The sequence below is a fragment of the Rhodococcus sp. RDE2 genome (assembly GCF_020885655.1).
In the GTDB taxonomy this organism is placed as follows: domain Bacteria; phylum Actinomycetota; class Actinomycetes; order Mycobacteriales; family Mycobacteriaceae; genus Rhodococcus; species Rhodococcus pyridinivorans.
The window spans coordinates 4,503,155-4,517,154 of the sequence record NZ_AP025186.1 but is presented as its reverse complement, the minus strand read 5'-3'; the positions used below and the strand labels follow the sequence as shown (position 1 = coordinate 4,517,154).

At 64.8% G+C, this 14,000-nt stretch carries 26 protein-coding genes and 1 pseudogene; 23 read left to right on the top strand and 4 right to left on the bottom strand.

The annotated features are described in order from the left end of the window. Window positions 1–2 precede the first annotated feature (2 nt). The gene (locus tag LPH33_RS21025; protein WP_006552647.1) at window positions 3–431 is read right to left on the bottom strand and encodes a hypothetical protein; all 429 of its coding nucleotides are present in this window, start codon (window positions 429–431) and stop codon (window positions 3–5) included. 237 nt (window positions 432–668) lie between these two features. Between LPH33_RS21025 and LPH33_RS21020 the strand changes: the two genes are divergently transcribed. Beyond that, a complete protein-coding gene (locus LPH33_RS21020) occupies window positions 669–1,175 on the top strand; it encodes a VOC family protein (RefSeq protein WP_229565841.1) in 507 nt (168 codons plus the stop codon). 92 nt (window positions 1,176–1,267) lie between these two features. Here the strand turns inward: LPH33_RS21020 and LPH33_RS21015 are convergent, their stop codons facing one another. Beyond that, entirely contained in the window at window positions 1,268–1,690 is a 423-nt protein-coding gene (locus tag LPH33_RS21015; protein ID WP_064851718.1) for a hypothetical protein, read from the bottom strand. Window positions 1,691–1,790: 100 nt separating this feature from the next. Here LPH33_RS21015 and LPH33_RS21010 point away from each other — a divergent pair, with 100 nt between their 5' ends. Further along, the gene (locus LPH33_RS21010; RefSeq protein WP_006552644.1) at window positions 1,791–2,033 is read left to right on the top strand and encodes a DUF2630 family protein; all 243 of its coding nucleotides are present in this window, start codon (window positions 1,791–1,793) and stop codon (window positions 2,031–2,033) included. Window positions 2,034–2,063: 30 nt separating this feature from the next. On the opposite strand, the pseudogene LPH33_RS26915 reads toward LPH33_RS21010, so the two are convergent. Continuing rightward, window positions 2,064–2,225: pseudogene (locus tag LPH33_RS26915) on the bottom strand (alpha/beta fold hydrolase); the annotation flags it as partial. 214 nt (window positions 2,226–2,439) lie between these two features. On the opposite strand from LPH33_RS26915, the gene ahpC reads away from it, so the two are divergent. From ahpC to LPH33_RS20990, 4 genes are all read left to right on the top strand, one after another. Next, window positions 2,440–3,003, top strand: coding sequence for an alkyl hydroperoxide reductase subunit C (gene ahpC / locus LPH33_RS21005; protein ID WP_229565839.1), 564 nt, complete (start codon window positions 2,440–2,442; stop codon window positions 3,001–3,003). A gap of 146 nt (window positions 3,004–3,149) precedes the next feature. Beyond that, window positions 3,150–4,745, top strand: a complete 1,596-nt coding sequence (gene ahpF / locus LPH33_RS21000; protein ID WP_160874076.1) for an alkyl hydroperoxide reductase subunit F — start codon at window positions 3,150–3,152, stop codon at window positions 4,743–4,745. Between the two features lie 242 nt (window positions 4,746–4,987). Then, window positions 4,988–5,473: a gluconokinase gene (locus LPH33_RS20995; RefSeq protein ID WP_420714456.1), complete on the top strand. Its 486-nt coding sequence runs from the start codon at window positions 4,988–4,990 to the stop codon at window positions 5,471–5,473. 232 nt (window positions 5,474–5,705) lie between these two features. After that, window positions 5,706–6,944 carry a tyrosine-type recombinase/integrase gene (locus tag LPH33_RS20990; protein WP_229565837.1) on the top strand — a complete coding sequence of 413 codons (1,239 nt, stop codon included), beginning with the start codon at window positions 5,706–5,708 and terminating at the stop codon, window positions 6,942–6,944. Window positions 6,945–7,179: 235 nt separating this feature from the next. Here LPH33_RS20990 and LPH33_RS20985 read toward each other — a convergent pair whose 3' ends face one another. After that, entirely contained in the window at window positions 7,180–7,536 is a 357-nt protein-coding gene (locus LPH33_RS20985; protein WP_229565835.1) for a helix-turn-helix domain-containing protein, read from the bottom strand. Window positions 7,537–7,761: 225 nt separating this feature from the next. Here LPH33_RS20985 and LPH33_RS20980 point away from each other — a divergent pair, with 225 nt between their 5' ends. From LPH33_RS20980 to LPH33_RS20905, 17 genes are all read left to right on the top strand, one after another. After that, on the top strand, window positions 7,762–7,956 hold the full coding sequence (locus LPH33_RS20980) for a hypothetical protein (RefSeq protein ID WP_229565833.1): 195 nt from the start codon (window positions 7,762–7,764) through the stop codon (window positions 7,954–7,956). After that, a complete protein-coding gene (locus LPH33_RS20975) occupies window positions 7,953–8,159 on the top strand; it encodes a helix-turn-helix domain-containing protein (RefSeq protein ID WP_229565831.1) in 207 nt (68 codons plus the stop codon). Before LPH33_RS20980 ends, LPH33_RS20975 begins: the two co-directional genes overlap by 4 nt. A 74-nt stretch (window positions 8,160–8,233) precedes the next feature. Beyond that, a complete protein-coding gene (locus tag LPH33_RS20970; RefSeq protein WP_229565829.1) occupies window positions 8,234–8,542 on the top strand; it encodes a hypothetical protein in 309 nt (102 codons plus the stop codon). Then, window positions 8,539–8,760 (top strand): hypothetical protein, encoded by a 222-nt coding sequence (locus LPH33_RS20965; protein ID WP_229565827.1) that lies wholly within the window; start codon window positions 8,539–8,541, stop codon window positions 8,758–8,760. Before LPH33_RS20970 ends, LPH33_RS20965 begins: the two co-directional genes overlap by 4 nt. A 193-nt stretch (window positions 8,761–8,953) precedes the next feature. Then, a complete protein-coding gene (locus tag LPH33_RS20960; protein WP_229565825.1) occupies window positions 8,954–9,214 on the top strand; it encodes a hypothetical protein in 261 nt (86 codons plus the stop codon). Continuing rightward, window positions 9,211–9,483 carry a hypothetical protein gene (locus LPH33_RS20955; protein ID WP_229565823.1) on the top strand — a complete coding sequence of 91 codons (273 nt, stop codon included), beginning with the start codon at window positions 9,211–9,213 and terminating at the stop codon, window positions 9,481–9,483. The genes LPH33_RS20960 and LPH33_RS20955 overlap by 4 nt, the downstream gene beginning before the upstream one ends. Continuing rightward, a complete protein-coding gene (locus LPH33_RS20950) occupies window positions 9,480–9,713 on the top strand; it encodes a hypothetical protein (protein WP_229565821.1) in 234 nt (77 codons plus the stop codon). The genes LPH33_RS20955 and LPH33_RS20950 overlap by 4 nt, the downstream gene beginning before the upstream one ends. After that, on the top strand, window positions 9,710–9,886 hold the full coding sequence (locus LPH33_RS20945; RefSeq protein WP_229565819.1) for a hypothetical protein: 177 nt from the start codon (window positions 9,710–9,712) through the stop codon (window positions 9,884–9,886). Before LPH33_RS20950 ends, LPH33_RS20945 begins: the two co-directional genes overlap by 4 nt. Then, complete coding sequence (locus LPH33_RS20940; protein WP_229565817.1) at window positions 9,883–10,050, top strand: hypothetical protein; 168 nt, start codon at window positions 9,883–9,885, stop codon at window positions 10,048–10,050. Before LPH33_RS20945 ends, LPH33_RS20940 begins: the two co-directional genes overlap by 4 nt. Further along, entirely contained in the window at window positions 10,047–10,895 is an 849-nt protein-coding gene (locus tag LPH33_RS20935; protein ID WP_229565816.1) for a hypothetical protein, read from the top strand. Before LPH33_RS20940 ends, LPH33_RS20935 begins: the two co-directional genes overlap by 4 nt. After that, a complete protein-coding gene (locus tag LPH33_RS20930; RefSeq protein WP_229565815.1) occupies window positions 10,892–11,671 on the top strand; it encodes a DUF6551 family protein in 780 nt (259 codons plus the stop codon). The genes LPH33_RS20935 and LPH33_RS20930 overlap by 4 nt, the downstream gene beginning before the upstream one ends. After that, window positions 11,671–11,949, top strand: coding sequence for a hypothetical protein (locus tag LPH33_RS20925; RefSeq protein WP_229565814.1), 279 nt, complete (start codon window positions 11,671–11,673; stop codon window positions 11,947–11,949). The genes LPH33_RS20930 and LPH33_RS20925 overlap by 1 nt, the downstream gene beginning before the upstream one ends. Next, a complete protein-coding gene (locus LPH33_RS20920) occupies window positions 11,946–12,725 on the top strand; it encodes a hypothetical protein (RefSeq protein WP_229565813.1) in 780 nt (259 codons plus the stop codon). The genes LPH33_RS20925 and LPH33_RS20920 overlap by 4 nt, the downstream gene beginning before the upstream one ends. Then, a complete protein-coding gene (locus tag LPH33_RS20915; RefSeq protein WP_229565812.1) occupies window positions 12,722–12,967 on the top strand; it encodes a hypothetical protein in 246 nt (81 codons plus the stop codon). Before LPH33_RS20920 ends, LPH33_RS20915 begins: the two co-directional genes overlap by 4 nt. Beyond that, a complete protein-coding gene (locus tag LPH33_RS26845; RefSeq protein ID WP_267499174.1) occupies window positions 12,964–13,092 on the top strand; it encodes a hypothetical protein in 129 nt (42 codons plus the stop codon). The genes LPH33_RS20915 and LPH33_RS26845 overlap by 4 nt, the downstream gene beginning before the upstream one ends. After that, window positions 13,089–13,361 (top strand): hypothetical protein, encoded by a 273-nt coding sequence (locus tag LPH33_RS20910; RefSeq protein WP_229565811.1) that lies wholly within the window; start codon window positions 13,089–13,091, stop codon window positions 13,359–13,361. The genes LPH33_RS26845 and LPH33_RS20910 overlap by 4 nt, the downstream gene beginning before the upstream one ends. Beyond that, window positions 13,361–13,849 (top strand): hypothetical protein, encoded by a 489-nt coding sequence (locus tag LPH33_RS20905; RefSeq protein ID WP_229565810.1) that lies wholly within the window; start codon window positions 13,361–13,363, stop codon window positions 13,847–13,849. The genes LPH33_RS20910 and LPH33_RS20905 overlap by 1 nt, the downstream gene beginning before the upstream one ends. Window positions 13,850–14,000: the final 151 nt, after the last annotated feature.

The following is a 14,000-nucleotide window of genomic DNA, read 5'->3' as shown; positions in this document are numbered from 1 at the left end:
GCTCAGTCGTCTGCGTCGTCGAACCAGAACGACTCGGTCGCGACGTAGTGGAGGGTCGGTGGGCCGGGCAACTCGAACTCGATCGCGCCCACCGGCCGCAGCTCCCCGTCGTTGTCTTCGCAACTGGCGGTCGCGATGTTGAGTCCTGCGGCGATCCCGGTGAACTCGAGGGTCTGGTAGTTCGCTCCGAAGATCTCCGCGATTCCGGACTCGCCGGTGCCGAGCGCCGCGACGCAGATGAAGGGGTGGTCCTCGTCCGGTGGGGACGTGTACATCAGCTTCACCAGCACGGTGTCTCCGCGGGTGCTGACCGTCCACAATCCTCGGGTGTCCGTATCCGCCGCTGCGCTCGCGGCAGGTGCGAAACCGGCGAGCAGTGCGAGCGGTGCGAGCAACGAGACCGTCGCACGCAGGGTCCTGCGATGGTTCATGGGATCTCCTCGGAACCGCGGTGAGTCCCCGACATATTCATCGTCCGCACTCGACATCCGGGGGAACGGGCGAATCGGATGTTCGTGAAGAAGACGTGACGGCGACGAGATCGTCGTACCCGGTCCGTGACTCCCCGGGTCACGAAGAGCTACCGCCTCGACCCAACTAGTTGACAACGCAACTAGTTGGGATCATCCTGGTTGAGAAAGCAACCACATCGGAAAGAAGGTGGGTCGATGATCGCCGACGAGCAGCAGCGCTACGAAGAATTCGAGCGTCGGCGTGCACTCATCCGCGACGCGCACCTGAAGCCCGCCGACGCGCGCCCGCAGTCCTCGGCGCGGGGACTGCACCACACCGCGCTGATCAGCAGCGACGTCGAGCAGACCGTGCGCTTCTACCAGGATCTCCTCGAGTTCCCGCTGACGGAGTTGATCGAGAACCGCGACTATCCGGGGTCGTCACACTTCTTCTTCGACATCGGCAACGGCAACCTGCTGGCCTTCTTCGACTTCCCCGGTCTCGACGTCGGCCCCTACCGGGAGGTCTTCGGCGGTCTGCACCACATCGCGATCAGCGTCGCCCTTCCCACCTGGGAGCGCCTGCGCGACAATCTGATCGACGCGGGTGTCGAACTCGTCGAACACAGCGACGTCTCGCTGTACTTCCGCGACCCCGACGGGGCCCGCCTCGAACTCATCGCCGACCCGCTCGGCGAGATGTACGGCTCGAAGGTGCTCTAGCGCGAAGCTCTAGCACGGGGTAAGGGGAGGTTGTGTGCGTGTCCGTCTACCGGACACGCACACAACCTCCCCTTCGTCTGTTCGCCGAACTCCTACTCGACGATCGGGAAGATCGACTCCCCGTCCTCGGGGGCGCCGCTGATCTGACCGCGGTCGACACGCGAATCCTGCACGATCACCCCGTCGACCTCGTCGGCGAGTTTCGAGTCCTCGGGGGCGCCGGTGGTGGCGTCGTCGATCACCTCGTCGACGTCCTCGGTGAGCTCGTCCTCCGGTGTCGCCGCGACAGGCTTGTCCAGCGGCTCAGCGGGTTCGACGTCGGGTTCCTCCTCGGCGAGGCGCTGGTCCAGCGACTCGCCTTCTTGCTCTTCACGCTGGGTCGTTCCGAACTTGTCGGCGCCGCTCCAGTCCTCGGGCGGGTCGACGACCTCGTCGCCGTCGTCGTTCCGCACTTCGTCGGCGTCGAGGCCTTCGCTGGGGCTGAGGGTGTCGCCGGGACCGTCTTCGATGCTCATGTCGAGGAGATACCCGGCCGGCCCGGTGCGAAACCGGCGGCGGTTTCACTCCTGCCGGATGAGGCTATGCCGACGGAACACCACATCGAGGGAGTTTCCCATGGACGAGAACGAACTCTTCCAGCACATCGAGAAGCTGGTGGACGAAGAGAAGACACTGCGCTCACGAACCGGCGCGGACGGTCCGAGCGACGAGGACCTGCAGCGGCTGGCCGCTGTCGAGAAGAGGCTCGACCAGTGCTGGGACCTGCTGCGGCAGCGTCGCGCGAAGGCCGAGTTCGGCGACGACCCGGACGACGCCCAGGCGCGGCCGGTCGACGAGGTCGAGTCCTACCGACAGTAGGGCGCCGACGGTGGGTCGACCGTTCTGCTTCGGCGACGAACCGTAGCCGGGTAGTTCGGCGTTCAGCACGTCGAAGTGCTCGGCGAGTCGCGGCACGAGGGTGGAGAAGTCGTCCATCGTGGCGCCGATGCCGTGCAGGAGGAGTAGGGGGTCACCGGATCCGGTGCGGCGGTAGCTCAGTCGTGAGTGCATCGGTTCCATCTTTCCCTTCCGGACGGGCCGGAGTGCTCTGTCGCAAAGGCTGTGTGTTCTGTCACATTCGTGAGGAAGGAAAAGCAACGACCTGGCCGAATGCCGTGTTATAGCCCTTGCTTATCGAATTTCTAGAAACTATCGATTGGCACAATTAATAGTTCGCGGATAACGTCGAAGCCGTCAACCCCATCGAGACGAGTGAGGTTTCTACATGTCGCTGATCAACAAGAAGATCAAGCCCTTCAAGGCCGAGGCTTTCAAGGACGGCGCCTTCGTGACCGTGTCCGACGAGGACATCAAGGACAAGTGGGCGATCTTCTTCTTCTACCCCGCAGACTTCACGTTCGTCTGCCCGACGGAGCTCGGCGACCTCGCGGACCACTACGAGGAGCTGCAGAAGCTCGGCGTCGAGGTCTTCTCCGTCTCGACCGACACGCACTTCACGCACAAGGCATGGCACGGCTCGTCCGAGACCATCGGCAAGATCAAGTACGCCATGATCGGTGACCCGACCCTGCAGATCAGCACCGACTTCGAGGTCCTCCGTGAGGACCAGGGCCTTGCCGACCGCGGCACCTTCCTGGTCGACCCGGACGGCGTCGTCCAGTTCACCGAGGTCACCGCTGAGGGCATCGGCCGCAACGCCGCCGAGCTCGTCCGCAAGGTCAAGGCCGCTCAGTACGTCCGCAACCACCCGGGTGAGGTCTGCCCGGCCAAGTGGGAAGAGGGCGACGACACCCTCGCTCCGTCGCTGGAGCTCGTCGGCAAGATCTGATTCGTCGACGGAAATTCGTTCCGGTGGCACGGGATCGAACGTCCCGTGCCACCGGGCACCGTCCGGGTCCGCTCGGCTCGAGCTGAGAAGTTCGCCGACTCCCATCTCTTCCGGTCACAGTTCTTCCACCTCTGGAGTGAATCCTCATGCTCGATGCCTCCCTTGCCGCCCAGCTGAAGTCCCTTCTCGAAAAGGTCACCCAGCCGATCGAGCTCGTGTCGTCCCTCGACGACCGGCCGAAGTCGAAGGAACTCGCCGACCTCCTCGATCAGATCGCCGGCATGTCCGATCTGGTCACCCATGTGCGCGACGGTGAAGCCACCCGTCGCCCCTCCTTCCTGATCCGCCGGGTCGGCACCGACATCGCGGTCGAGTTCGCGGGTATCCCGCTCGGCCACGAGTTCACCTCCCTCGTGCTCGCCCTGCTGCAGGTCGGCGGCCACCCCTCGAAGGAGGCCGTGGAACTGCTCGAGCAGGTGCGCGATCTCGAGGGCGACTTCCACTTCGAGACCTACTTCTCGCTGTCGTGCCAGAACTGCCCCGACGTGGTGCAGGCCCTGAACGTGATGTGCGTGACCAACTCGCGCATCAAGCACACCGCGATCGAAGGCTCCCTCTTCCAGGACGAGGTCGACGCACGTCAGGTCATGGCCGTGCCGACCGTCTTCCTCAACGGTGAGCTGTTCGGCTCCGGACGCATGAACCTCGAGCAGATCGTCGGCAAGCTCGACAGCGGCTCCGCCGAGCGCACCGCCGCCGCGATCAGCGAGAAGGATCCCTTCGACGTCCTCGTCGTCGGTGGTGGCCCCGCCGGCGCGACCGCCGCGATCTACGCCTCCCGCAAGGGAATCCGCACCGGTGTTCTCGCCGAGCGTTTCGGCGGCCAGGTGCTCGACACCATGGCCATCGAGAACTTCTCCTCCGTCCCCTACACGGAGGGCCCGAAGTTCGCCGCCGAGCTCGAGAACCACGTGCGCCAGTACGACGTCGACATCATGAACGTCCAGAAGGCCTCGAAGCTCACCCCGGCCCCCACCGAGGGTGGTCTCGTGGAGGTCGAGCTCGAGAGCGGTGCCCGGTTGCTCTCGCGCAGCGTCGTTCTCGCGACAGGTGCCCGTTGGCGCGCGATGAACGTGCCGGGTGAGCAGGAGTACCGCAACAAGGGCGTCACCTACTGCCCGCACTGCGACGGCCCGCTGTTCAAGGGCAAGCGCGTCGCGGTCATCGGTGGCGGCAACTCCGGTGTCGAGGCCGCGATCGACCTCGCCGGCGTCGTCGCCCACGTGACGCTCATCGAGTTCGACTCGGTCCTGCGCGCCGACGAGGTGCTGCAGCGCAAGCTCCGCAGCCTGCCCAACGTCGACATCGTCGTCAGCGCCCTGACCACCGAGGTCCTCGGCGACGGTTCGAAGGTCACCGGCCTGACCTACACCGACCGCACCACCGACGAGTCGCGCACCCTCGAGCTCGACGGCGTGTTCGTCCAGATCGGTCTGCTGCCCAACACCGAGTGGCTCTCCGGCACCGTCGAACTCAGCCCGCGCGGCGAGATCGTCGTCGACGACCACGGTCGCACCTCGGTGCCCGGCGTGTTCGCCGCCGGCGACTGCACGACCGTCCCGTACAAGCAGATCATCGTCTCCGCAGGCGCGGGTGCGACGGCCGCGCTCGGCGCGTTCGACCACCTCATCCGCACGAGCGCCCCGGCCCAGGCCGAGGAAGCGGTTGCTGCGACCGTCTAGGCGTCACTGCAGCCCCGTGGCCGTCACCCTTCCGGGTGGCGGCCACGCTGCTTTGTCGGGGGAGGTCGTTGCCGAGAATCTCGCGGAAACCGCCCACATTCTCCCCCAATTCACCCGCGGCAAGCCCCACCGAGCAGGTGCCCTACGCCGATTACGCGTCGTACCTGGAGTGAACTTCGGGGAGGTTGTGGCCGGGAATTTCGACGAGAGCGACCACAACCTCCCCGAAGTTACGATGTGGCATGGCTGTTGTGGTGATGGGCGTCAGTGGATGTGGCAAAACGACTTTCGCGAGGCAGCTCGCGGACGCGATCGGCGGAGCCTTCATCGAAGCGGACGACTATCACAGCGACGCGTCGATCGAGAAGATGCGCTCGGGGCGTGCGCTCGACGACGACGATCGTGAGCCCTGGTTGCGTGCGGTCGCCGAGGCCGCAGCCGACAGCGACGAGACCCCGGTGGTCGCGTGCTCGGCACTGAAGCGGTCGTACCGCGACATCCTGCGGGCCGGCACCCCGGCCGTCTTCCTGCATCTGGATGTGCCCGTCGACGTCGTGCGGTCCAGGGTCCGCGGACGCGGCGGCCACTTCTTCTCCGAGTCGCTGGTGGCGTCGCAGTTCGAGACGCTCGAGCCGTTGGGACCCGACGAGGACGGCGTCACCCTGGACGCGACCCGCTCACTTCCCGAACTCCTCGACACGGCCCGCGCGTACCTCGAAGGCCGGTGAGGCCCGGATACGACGAAGGCCCCGACCGTGTGGTCGGGGCCTTCGTGTGAGAGCCGATGACGGGAATCGAACCCGCGTATTCAGCTTGGGAATCTGATGATTGTGCAGGATCGCTGCAGGTAGAGACGGTATCGCCGCAGGTCACGCACACCAGACAACTCAGGTTAACTCAGGATGCGACCGGGCTAGGCTACAGTCGTTGGCTACAGTACGCGGATCACGGAAGGCCCCGATGGCAGCGAGCAAGGCCCAGCGCGACGACACCGCCGACACCGAGAAGAAGCCTCGCCGGACGGCCGGCGACGGGGCACTGTTCAAACGCGGCGACGGGCTCTGGATCGGCACCGTCGACCTTCCGCCAGGACCGGACGGCAAGCGCCGCCGCAAGACCGTCTCGTCCAAGGACAAAGCGAAGGCCATCGCGAAGTTGCGCAAGCTCCGCCGCGACGTCGAGGACGGCCTCGTCGCGCCGGCCAAGAACACCACCAGCGTCGCCGACTGGATGGACACCTGGCTCGATACCATCGCTTCACGTTCAGTCGGCCCCCGCACACTCCAGACGTACCGTTCGGCCGTGAAGAACAACATCGTTCCGCACATCGGCACGGTGAAGCTCGTCAAGCTCACGCCCACGCACGTGCGTTCGATGGAGACCAAGATTCTCGACGCCGGTCGTTCGACGCGCACCGCAGAGATTGCGCACCGGATCCTGTCGAAGGCGCTGTCCGATGCGAAGAAGGACGGTGTGGTTTCACGGAACGTCGTCGAGCTGGTGTCCGCGCCGAAAGTGCTGTCGAAGGAGCGTGGTGCGCTCACGACGGACGAAGCCCGCAAGGTGCTGCGCGTCGCCGCCTCACGCGGGGATGCGATTCTCACGCGGATCGCGGCGGCATTGCTCACAGGAGCGCGACAGGGGGAGCTGCTGGGCTTGCAATGGGACCGCGTGGACCTGGAGAACGGCACGCTCGATCTGTCCTGGCAGTTGCAGCGACTGAAGCTGAAGCCCGGCGCGCGACCGGATGACCCGAAGCGGTTCATCGTGCGTGCCGGCTACGAGCACATCCCGCTGTATCGAGGGACTGCCCTGACGCGGCCGAAGACCGAGACGTCGATCCGCATGATCCCGCTACCGGAACCGCTGGCACTGCTGCTGATGCGTTATAAGGAACGTCAGATCCCGAACGAGTGGAATCTGGTGTGGGTGTCGGAGCAGTTCCGACCGATTTCGTCGCGCGACGACTCAGATGCGTGGCACGACATGCTTGCCGCGGCCGAGGTCCCGGACGTGCATCTGCATGCCGCCCGACACACGACCGCGTCGCTGCTGATGGAGGCCGGCGTCGACGCCCATGTCATCGCGTCGATCCTTGGCCATTCGAATATTGTGACGACGCGCGGTTACCAGCACGTCAACCGGGACCTGGCCCGCCAGGCGCTCGCTCACCTCGACGTCCTGTTCGCTGCGGACTAGGCAATCAGCCCAGTAGGTGATCGAGGCCTGCCGCTCAGCCGGCGTCATCGATGCCAGCTCCGCAGCTAGATCTGGATGGCTCTTTCGCAGCACATCGATCAAAGCGTCGAACATCTCTACTACACCTGCAAAACCGAACACGTCGCGCCTCCCGAATTTCCTACCCCGATAACGAGAGGGTATCGGGTCGGTTTGAACGCGTGTTACCGAACAGGTGTTCGAACATGATCTTGTGCTATTTGACCCTTTTGCGCAGTTCGATCATTCGACGAGCTGCTTCCTGCAGGATCTCCTCGTCCGATACGAGCGAGAGGTCCGGCTTTACGCGCTCGAGTTTGAGATCCTCGAGCCCCAATAGGCCAGAAGCGAGCAGTGCGTCGAGGAAATTGACGTCGAGAGCCTTTGCGGTTGCGCGCACGAGCTCCAGTCGAGGCACGGCATTGCCCTTCTTCCAGTGCGAGAGCGTGGAGGGATTGAATCCAGCGGCATCGGCGAGTTCGGCCGCGGTCATGCCCTTGCGTTCCATTGCGTTGCTGATGAACTCCCACCAGGTGTTCTTCGGACTTTCCATGGATGCAATGTGATCTCCCATGAACGCAAACCCTAAGGGGTGAGTTGAATCAATGCAATGCACGTTTGGGTAACGAACTTACTGCGGAGTAGGCCAAAGGTCCTAAATCCCCAGGTGGACGAATGTCCAGTGTGTCCGTTCTCACGCCGTGAATGAATCGAAGCAATCTTGTTGCACACGTTCACGTCGGGGCGTACCGTGAATGAAGTCACGCAAGATTAATCCAGTCAACTCAGGAGCCCCGACGTGCCGCAGGGACACCGCGACAAGAAAAGGGAACGGATCGACGACGCAGCGCGCACCTTCGACCGTCTCCTAGCCGAACAGGACAAAGCAGAGAAGGAGATGACCGAGGCGAAACGAAAGTGGGCCGACGCCTCATCCGCCCTGCTAGAGCAGTACTTCGTTCTCAAGGAACTGATGGAGGACACGACTCCATGAAGACCGCCCAGACGAACACGCTTCCGGAAGAGGCCCTGGCCTACCGAGTGTCCGACGCCGCCAAAGCCGTTGGCGTCTCGACGATGTTCATCTACCGCGAGATCAAGGCCGGACGACTGGGCTGCCGCTACGCCGGCCGTTCCATCCTCGTCCCCGCCGACGAACTCAAGTCCTGGCTCGATTCACTTCCCAGCGAGCAGTAGCCACCCATCAAAAGTAAAGGGCCGCCAGATGATCCACCATCTGACGGCCAACGACACCGCAGAAAAGGAATCCGATGTCGAACACCAACACTACCCGCAACTCTGTCGCCGTGCTCGAGCCGGTAGACACCCCCATCTTCGATGAGCTCACCGCACACTTCTTCACTACGCCCGTCGACACGTCCGCCATCTTCTCGGCGCCGACCACTACCAGGTACATCGAGGCTCCGGTGGTCGACGTCACCGACACCGAGCTCGTCACCGACATCATCATCGACGGCCCGACCGGCACCGAGACCTGGCTGTGGGTCCTCGCCCTCGGCGCAATCATCACCGCGATCGGATACCTGTACATCATCGGCGCGACCGGACCCATCGCATGACCACCAAAACGCCGGCAGAACCGGTCGAACCGGTGATCTTTGACAGCCGGATCCTCTGGCACCTCGCCAAGGGCACCCGATTCGTCGAACTCGACTCCGGCCGCGTCTTCACCGTCGGCGACCGCCCCGGACGCCTCTGGCGCGGCAACACCCCCTGCAGCGTCGAATCCATCGACATGCCCGTGCAGATCCGCAACACGAGGAGCACGAAGAAGTGAGCGCACGCCGGCGCAGGTGCCCCGGACACCCGCACAGACTCCTGCACGCGAACACCTTCGCCTGCACCGAGTGCTGGAAGCGGTTACCCGACCACCTGCGCCGGCCTGTCCTCGCGACCCTCGGCAAGTCCGCGTCGCGAGGAAAGACCGAAGCCTGGAACAACGCAGCCACCTACCTCGGAAGCCGATCATCATGACGACGAACGATCTCACCGACACTGATCTTCGCGCTGTAGCAAACGAACTCGGCCCTCAGTACGCCGTCCTGCACTGCCCTCCGATCACCCTGCCGTGGTTCTCGGCCGACGAGAGCACTGTGATCGCCCTCGACGATGCCACCGGCGACATCCGAATCGCCACCACCGGCCCGCTGAGCCGCGAAACCCGCATCGAACTTGCCACCGCACTCGTCGCCACGATCGTCGACGACCCGAAGCAGAGGAGTGACCGATGAGCGGTACCGGGCCCTGCTCCTGCTCGGCGGCCTGGCCGTCGATGGATTGCGGATGGGTATCGCATCGCGTGGCTGCTGCCCGGGCTGCGCTCGCTGACGGTGTCCCTGTCGTCGTCAACGCCACCCTCGGACCGCGCATCGGATCTGCTGACGCCGTCGTTGACCGCGTGCGGTCGCTGCTACGCACATGGGAACAGTTTGGCGGTGGCGGTGAGGACAACATGATCGCCGAGCTGCGTGAGGCACTCGGAACGGATGCGAAGCGATGACCGACGACCTCGATCGGCCGCTGCCGAAGAAGGCGCTCAACCTCTTCACGATCGCCGAGGTGCTCCTTGTCGTCGCCGTCCTTGTCTGCGCTGCGTTCGGTTGGGGGTGGCTGGTCTTGCTCACCGGCTGGGCACTGCTGAACGTCGCCTTCGTCCGTGCTCGCGTCCTGCGCGTCTACCGCCGCGACCTCATCGACGCGGCGAACGCAGGGAAGAAGGTACGGCCGTGACGGAAACCGACGAACTCGCGAAATATCGCGTCACAGACAGCGTTCCGGTCGCATCCGCGATCCTGTCCGCCGAGGCGAACGTGCAACCCGTCATACGGCTCTGCTCGGTCTGCGGCGAACAACTCCCCGCCGGCGTCGTCAAACACGTGCAGTGCAGGGAGGGGAGCGGGTGACGTCCGCCGACGACGCGGACGCCTGGTGGCATGCCCAAACCGCCGAGCGTCGCATCCGGATCCACAGCTGGCTGTGCCGCGACCACCTTGTTTCATCCGTGCCCATCGACGGTCAACTCGAAATCCCGATCCCCTCCGACACTTCCGAAAGGACCGAGCAGTGACCACCATCTGCGTTTCCACACACGACCTGCGGCGCGCCTGCACCGCGGTCGTGCCCCACGCCCACCCGAAGGCAGAATCGCTCCGCCGGGTGCGTGTCGAGATCGGCGAACACAACCTCACCCTCACCGCCACCGACGGTTGGACATCGGGCCTTGCCATCGCCTCGGTGTGGGAAACCGTCGACGACCCGGCCGGCCCGGACGGTGAACTCGTCGACCTCGCGCCCGACCAGGTCCGCAAAATCCTGTCCGTGTTCAAGGCGCCGGCCGACAAGAACGACGAACCCGAAGCGATGGTGCAGATCGAGACCGGCGACAACTACATCAAAATCGCCGACGTCTCCGGCCTGCCCGGTATCGACGGTCAGGCACTCGAACTACCGCGTATGGAAACCCTCGACTCGTTCACCGACGTCGCGCACACCATCTCCCGTATCCGGTCCCTGCCGCACGGGGAGCTGGACACGATCAACCTCACCCCGCACGTCGTGAGCGCGTTCTCCGCCGCGGCGAAGGTGTACGGCGAGCCGATCCAGATCACCGCGCACGACGAGTCCCGGTCCCTGTCGGTCGTCATCGGTGAGAGCTTCCTCGGCATCCTCACCCCGGCCCACCTGTCCGACGAGGACCGTGCTCGCCGGGAACAGTGGGCCGACTCGTGGGACATCCGACTGCCGGCCGCGGACTCGCTGCCGCGCAACGCCACCAAGGACGAGAGCAAGGGTGAGCCCAATCGGATCAAGGCCGCGGCTGAACAGCTCGCCGCCGCTGGCGTCGTAGAGATCCGCCACGCAGAACAGGACGTCGTAGAGATCCGCCGCGCACGAAAGGGCACGGACCAGTGAGCGACATAGATACCTACATCGACGTCGTCCCTGTCGACGACATGTTCTCCGACCGCCTGTACCAGCGCGAACTCGACACCAAACGCGCCGGCCAGATCGCCACCACCTGGGACCGACGCCTCGTCGGCGTCCTCGAGGTCTCGGACCGCGGCGAACACTGCTCACCCCGCTACGCGATCATCAACGGGCAGCACCGCTGGGCCGCAGCATCACGCGCCGGCGTCACCGCACTCGTAGCCACCATCCACACCGGACTGTCCCTCGCCGACGAAGCCAAACTGTTCTACGACATCGATGCCAAGACGAAGGCACTGAGCACCTGGGATCGCTGGCACGCCCGCCGAGGATCCGGCGACACCGTAGTCCTCGCCATCGAAAAGATCGCCCGAGAGTGCGGACTCACGGTCACGCAAGGGTCCGGACCGAGGAACCTGCAGTGCTGCGCAGCTCTCGAACGCATCTGGTCCCGCTCCGCACCGGAAGTCCTTGCCGACACCCTCGTCCTCGTCCTCGACATCTGGCCCGGCGAGGACGACGCCCGAAAGGCTGTCGTCCTCGAAGGCGTCGCGCTCGTCCTCGACACGTACTCGCTGACCATCGACAACGGACGGCTCGGCGACGCCATGTCCGAGATGACCTCCCGACAGCTCGTCACCCGCGCCCGCGATCTCCAAGAACGCGCCCGCGGAACGCTCACGCAGTGCGTCGCCCGAGTTCTGGTCACGGCCTACAACAAGCAAGCCCGTAAGGGCCAGCTCGACGTCGAGGAGATCTGATGCCCAGCGCGAACCTCACCATGATCGCGCCGCTCGAGCACTGCCGTTCGTGCGGCCGGCCGATCGTGTGGGCCCGCACCCCGAACCGCAAAGCGATGCCGCTCGACCCTGAACCCACCCCGCGCGGAAACCTCGTCGTCTCGCTCACCTCCGAGGTCCTGCACGCGGCGATGGTCAGCGGCCCGGACCGTGACGGTCTGCGCGCGGCACACAAACCGCTCTACCTGTCCCACTTCACGACCTGCCCGCACGCCGACACTTGGAGGACCAAACGATGACCGACCGCCCGATCGTGTTCCTCGACACCGAGACCAACGGACTGCACGCCGACCGCCGGCCGTGGGAGATCGCATGGATCCGCCGCGACGTCGACGGCACCGAAACCGAACGGTGCTTCCAGATCGCTGACGTCGACAACACCAACGCCGAGTTGAAAGGCCTGCAGGTAGGCCGGTTCCACGAACGGTTCAAGGGCGGACCGAAGGAATCGTGGTCACTCACCATCGATATGACTCTGCTTCCCCGTAGCCAGCGGAATATGCTCCTCGAGGTCGACGCCGCGATCGAGGTCGAGCGTGCGACCCGTGACGCGATCATCGTCGGGGCGGTCCCGAGCTTCGACGCCGAGGTCCTCGCCGCGATGCTCCGGCGCCACAAGCTGTGCCCCTCCTGGCACTACCAGCTCGTAGACGTCGAAACGCTTGCCGCCGGGTATCTCACCAACTTCCCGGGATGCATTCCGATGTCGGTTGGCAGCCAGTACGCGCGTCGTGAACGTGAGGATGCCGAAGAGAAGCTCCGCGACACCCGCGAGCAGGGACTGGACAAGCTCGCGATTGCGGAAGCGGAGATGGATGTGTCGCGCGCTATGGACACTGAGACCCGCGAACGGCGTCGTGCGGTAGCCGAATTCGTCGCCCCGCCGTGGCGTTCGGATGACCTGTCCCGGGCGTGCGGCGTCGAACCACCCACGAAGGACGAACGACACACCGCGCTCGGTGACGCCCGCTGGGTGAAGCGTTGGTACGACTACATCCTGGGGAGCGCAGCATGATCGCATCGTCGGAACTCCAAGTGTGGGACTGCCGTAAGTGCGCCTCGATCCGGTCCGCCCCGTGCGGCGGCGTCTGCCTCCCATCGGACAACGTCACCCGCGAATCGACCCGGCCACTCGCTACCCACCGAGCGGCGCACCACGCCTGGGTCGCATACGCCGAGTCCCAGGGATACCAGCGCGCCGAGGCCGAAGCGATGACCACACGCGAGCTGGTCGACGCGCTCGGAGTCGGGCTGTGAGCCCCGTGGACGCCGCAGTCGTCGTTGCGTGCGTTGCGCTCGCCACAATCACTGGCCTCGGTGTGTACCGGCTCGCGCTGTGGATCGGCGGCACCCAGGACGACCGAGAGCAGGTGTGGGGATGAGCGAGTACAGGGGAGGGGACCCCGGTGCCGATCCCGCCGAAGACTGGAGTGTCCCGGCGACGGTCACCTATTCCGCCGGCGGATGGATTCCGGGCGGCCAGATCATTTTCGATCTGGACCCCGAGGAGTGCATCGTTGCTCGCCGCGAAGGGAAGTGGCAGTGCATCCGTGCCCACGACCACGGCGACCAGTCGGTCGTCAACACGCTCAACCTTTGCGACACAAGCGCATTCATCGAGACGGCCAACCGCGACAGAAACGAGAAGTGATGAGTGCCATCGACGACTACCGCAAGACCATCACTATCGGCCCGGACGGGATCCGCGTCGGCGACACTCTCCTGCCTGGATGTATCGGGCGCGACATCATCGTGCGACCGGACACGGGACTCAAAGACTATTGGACCGTCGAACTCGTCCTCCTGACCGGAAAGCCGCCCGTATTCGAAGGAGGCGCAACCCTCGGCCCGGACGGCACCGTGATCAGTGCCGCCGAGACGACTCCCGGCGACGGTTCGCAACTCGCCCGCTTCGTCGTCGTCGAACTGCCCGAGCCGGACTCTGTTACCGAGCCGATGGATGAATATCAGGGCCTCGCCGAATGGAAGACGGACCTCGCCCGAATCGGCGAGTTCGACGACGGCGACGGGTTCATCGACACGGAACTCTCTCGCCTCATGAACGTCTCGCCCAGTGACATGCGAGATCTCGCCGCCGCCCTTCTTGCCGCCGCGAACCGAGCGGAGACACAGTCGTGAACCGTCCATGTCATCGGATAACCCAACAACCAATGACATGGCTCACGCCTTTCCTCGGATTCGTTGATCGATCGGAGGCTCAGGCATGAGCGACCCGATGCGACGGCCTCGTCGACGCCGGCCTCGTCCCGGACGACACACCGAAGTACAT

Excerpts from the sequence above, each read along its gene's own strand:
- LPH33_RS21025 (WP_006552647.1), bottom strand. The coding sequence starts at position 431 with ATGAACCATCGCAGGACCCTGCGTGCGACGGTCTCGTTGCTCGCACCG.
- LPH33_RS21020 (WP_229565841.1), top strand. The coding sequence starts at position 669 with ATGATCGCCGACGAGCAGCAGCGCTACGAAGAATTCGAGCGTCGGCGT.
- LPH33_RS21015 (WP_064851718.1), bottom strand. The coding sequence starts at position 1,690 with ATGAGCATCGAAGACGGTCCCGGCGACACCCTCAGCCCCAGCGAAGGC.
- LPH33_RS21010 (WP_006552644.1), top strand. The coding sequence starts at position 1,791 with ATGGACGAGAACGAACTCTTCCAGCACATCGAGAAGCTGGTGGACGAA.
- ahpC (WP_229565839.1), top strand. The coding sequence starts at position 2,440 with ATGTCGCTGATCAACAAGAAGATCAAGCCCTTCAAGGCCGAGGCTTTC.
- ahpF (WP_160874076.1), top strand. The coding sequence starts at position 3,150 with ATGCTCGATGCCTCCCTTGCCGCCCAGCTGAAGTCCCTTCTCGAAAAG.
- LPH33_RS20995 (WP_420714456.1), top strand. The coding sequence starts at position 4,988 with ATGGCTGTTGTGGTGATGGGCGTCAGTGGATGTGGCAAAACGACTTTC.
- LPH33_RS20990 (WP_229565837.1), top strand. The coding sequence starts at position 5,706 with ATGGCAGCGAGCAAGGCCCAGCGCGACGACACCGCCGACACCGAGAAG.
- LPH33_RS20985 (WP_229565835.1), bottom strand. The coding sequence starts at position 7,536 with ATGGGAGATCACATTGCATCCATGGAAAGTCCGAAGAACACCTGGTGG.
- LPH33_RS20975 (WP_229565831.1), top strand. The coding sequence starts at position 7,953 with ATGAAGACCGCCCAGACGAACACGCTTCCGGAAGAGGCCCTGGCCTAC.
- LPH33_RS20970 (WP_229565829.1), top strand. The coding sequence starts at position 8,234 with ATGTCGAACACCAACACTACCCGCAACTCTGTCGCCGTGCTCGAGCCG.
- LPH33_RS20965 (WP_229565827.1), top strand. The coding sequence starts at position 8,539 with ATGACCACCAAAACGCCGGCAGAACCGGTCGAACCGGTGATCTTTGAC.
- LPH33_RS20960 (WP_229565825.1), top strand. The coding sequence starts at position 8,954 with ATGACGACGAACGATCTCACCGACACTGATCTTCGCGCTGTAGCAAAC.
- LPH33_RS20955 (WP_229565823.1), top strand. The coding sequence starts at position 9,211 with ATGAGCGGTACCGGGCCCTGCTCCTGCTCGGCGGCCTGGCCGTCGATG.
- LPH33_RS20950 (WP_229565821.1), top strand. The coding sequence starts at position 9,480 with ATGACCGACGACCTCGATCGGCCGCTGCCGAAGAAGGCGCTCAACCTC.
- LPH33_RS20925 (WP_229565814.1), top strand. The coding sequence starts at position 11,671 with ATGCCCAGCGCGAACCTCACCATGATCGCGCCGCTCGAGCACTGCCGT.
- LPH33_RS20920 (WP_229565813.1), top strand. The coding sequence starts at position 11,946 with ATGACCGACCGCCCGATCGTGTTCCTCGACACCGAGACCAACGGACTG.
- LPH33_RS20915 (WP_229565812.1), top strand. The coding sequence starts at position 12,722 with ATGATCGCATCGTCGGAACTCCAAGTGTGGGACTGCCGTAAGTGCGCC.
- LPH33_RS20910 (WP_229565811.1), top strand. The coding sequence starts at position 13,089 with ATGAGCGAGTACAGGGGAGGGGACCCCGGTGCCGATCCCGCCGAAGAC.
- LPH33_RS20905 (WP_229565810.1), top strand. The coding sequence starts at position 13,361 with ATGAGTGCCATCGACGACTACCGCAAGACCATCACTATCGGCCCGGAC.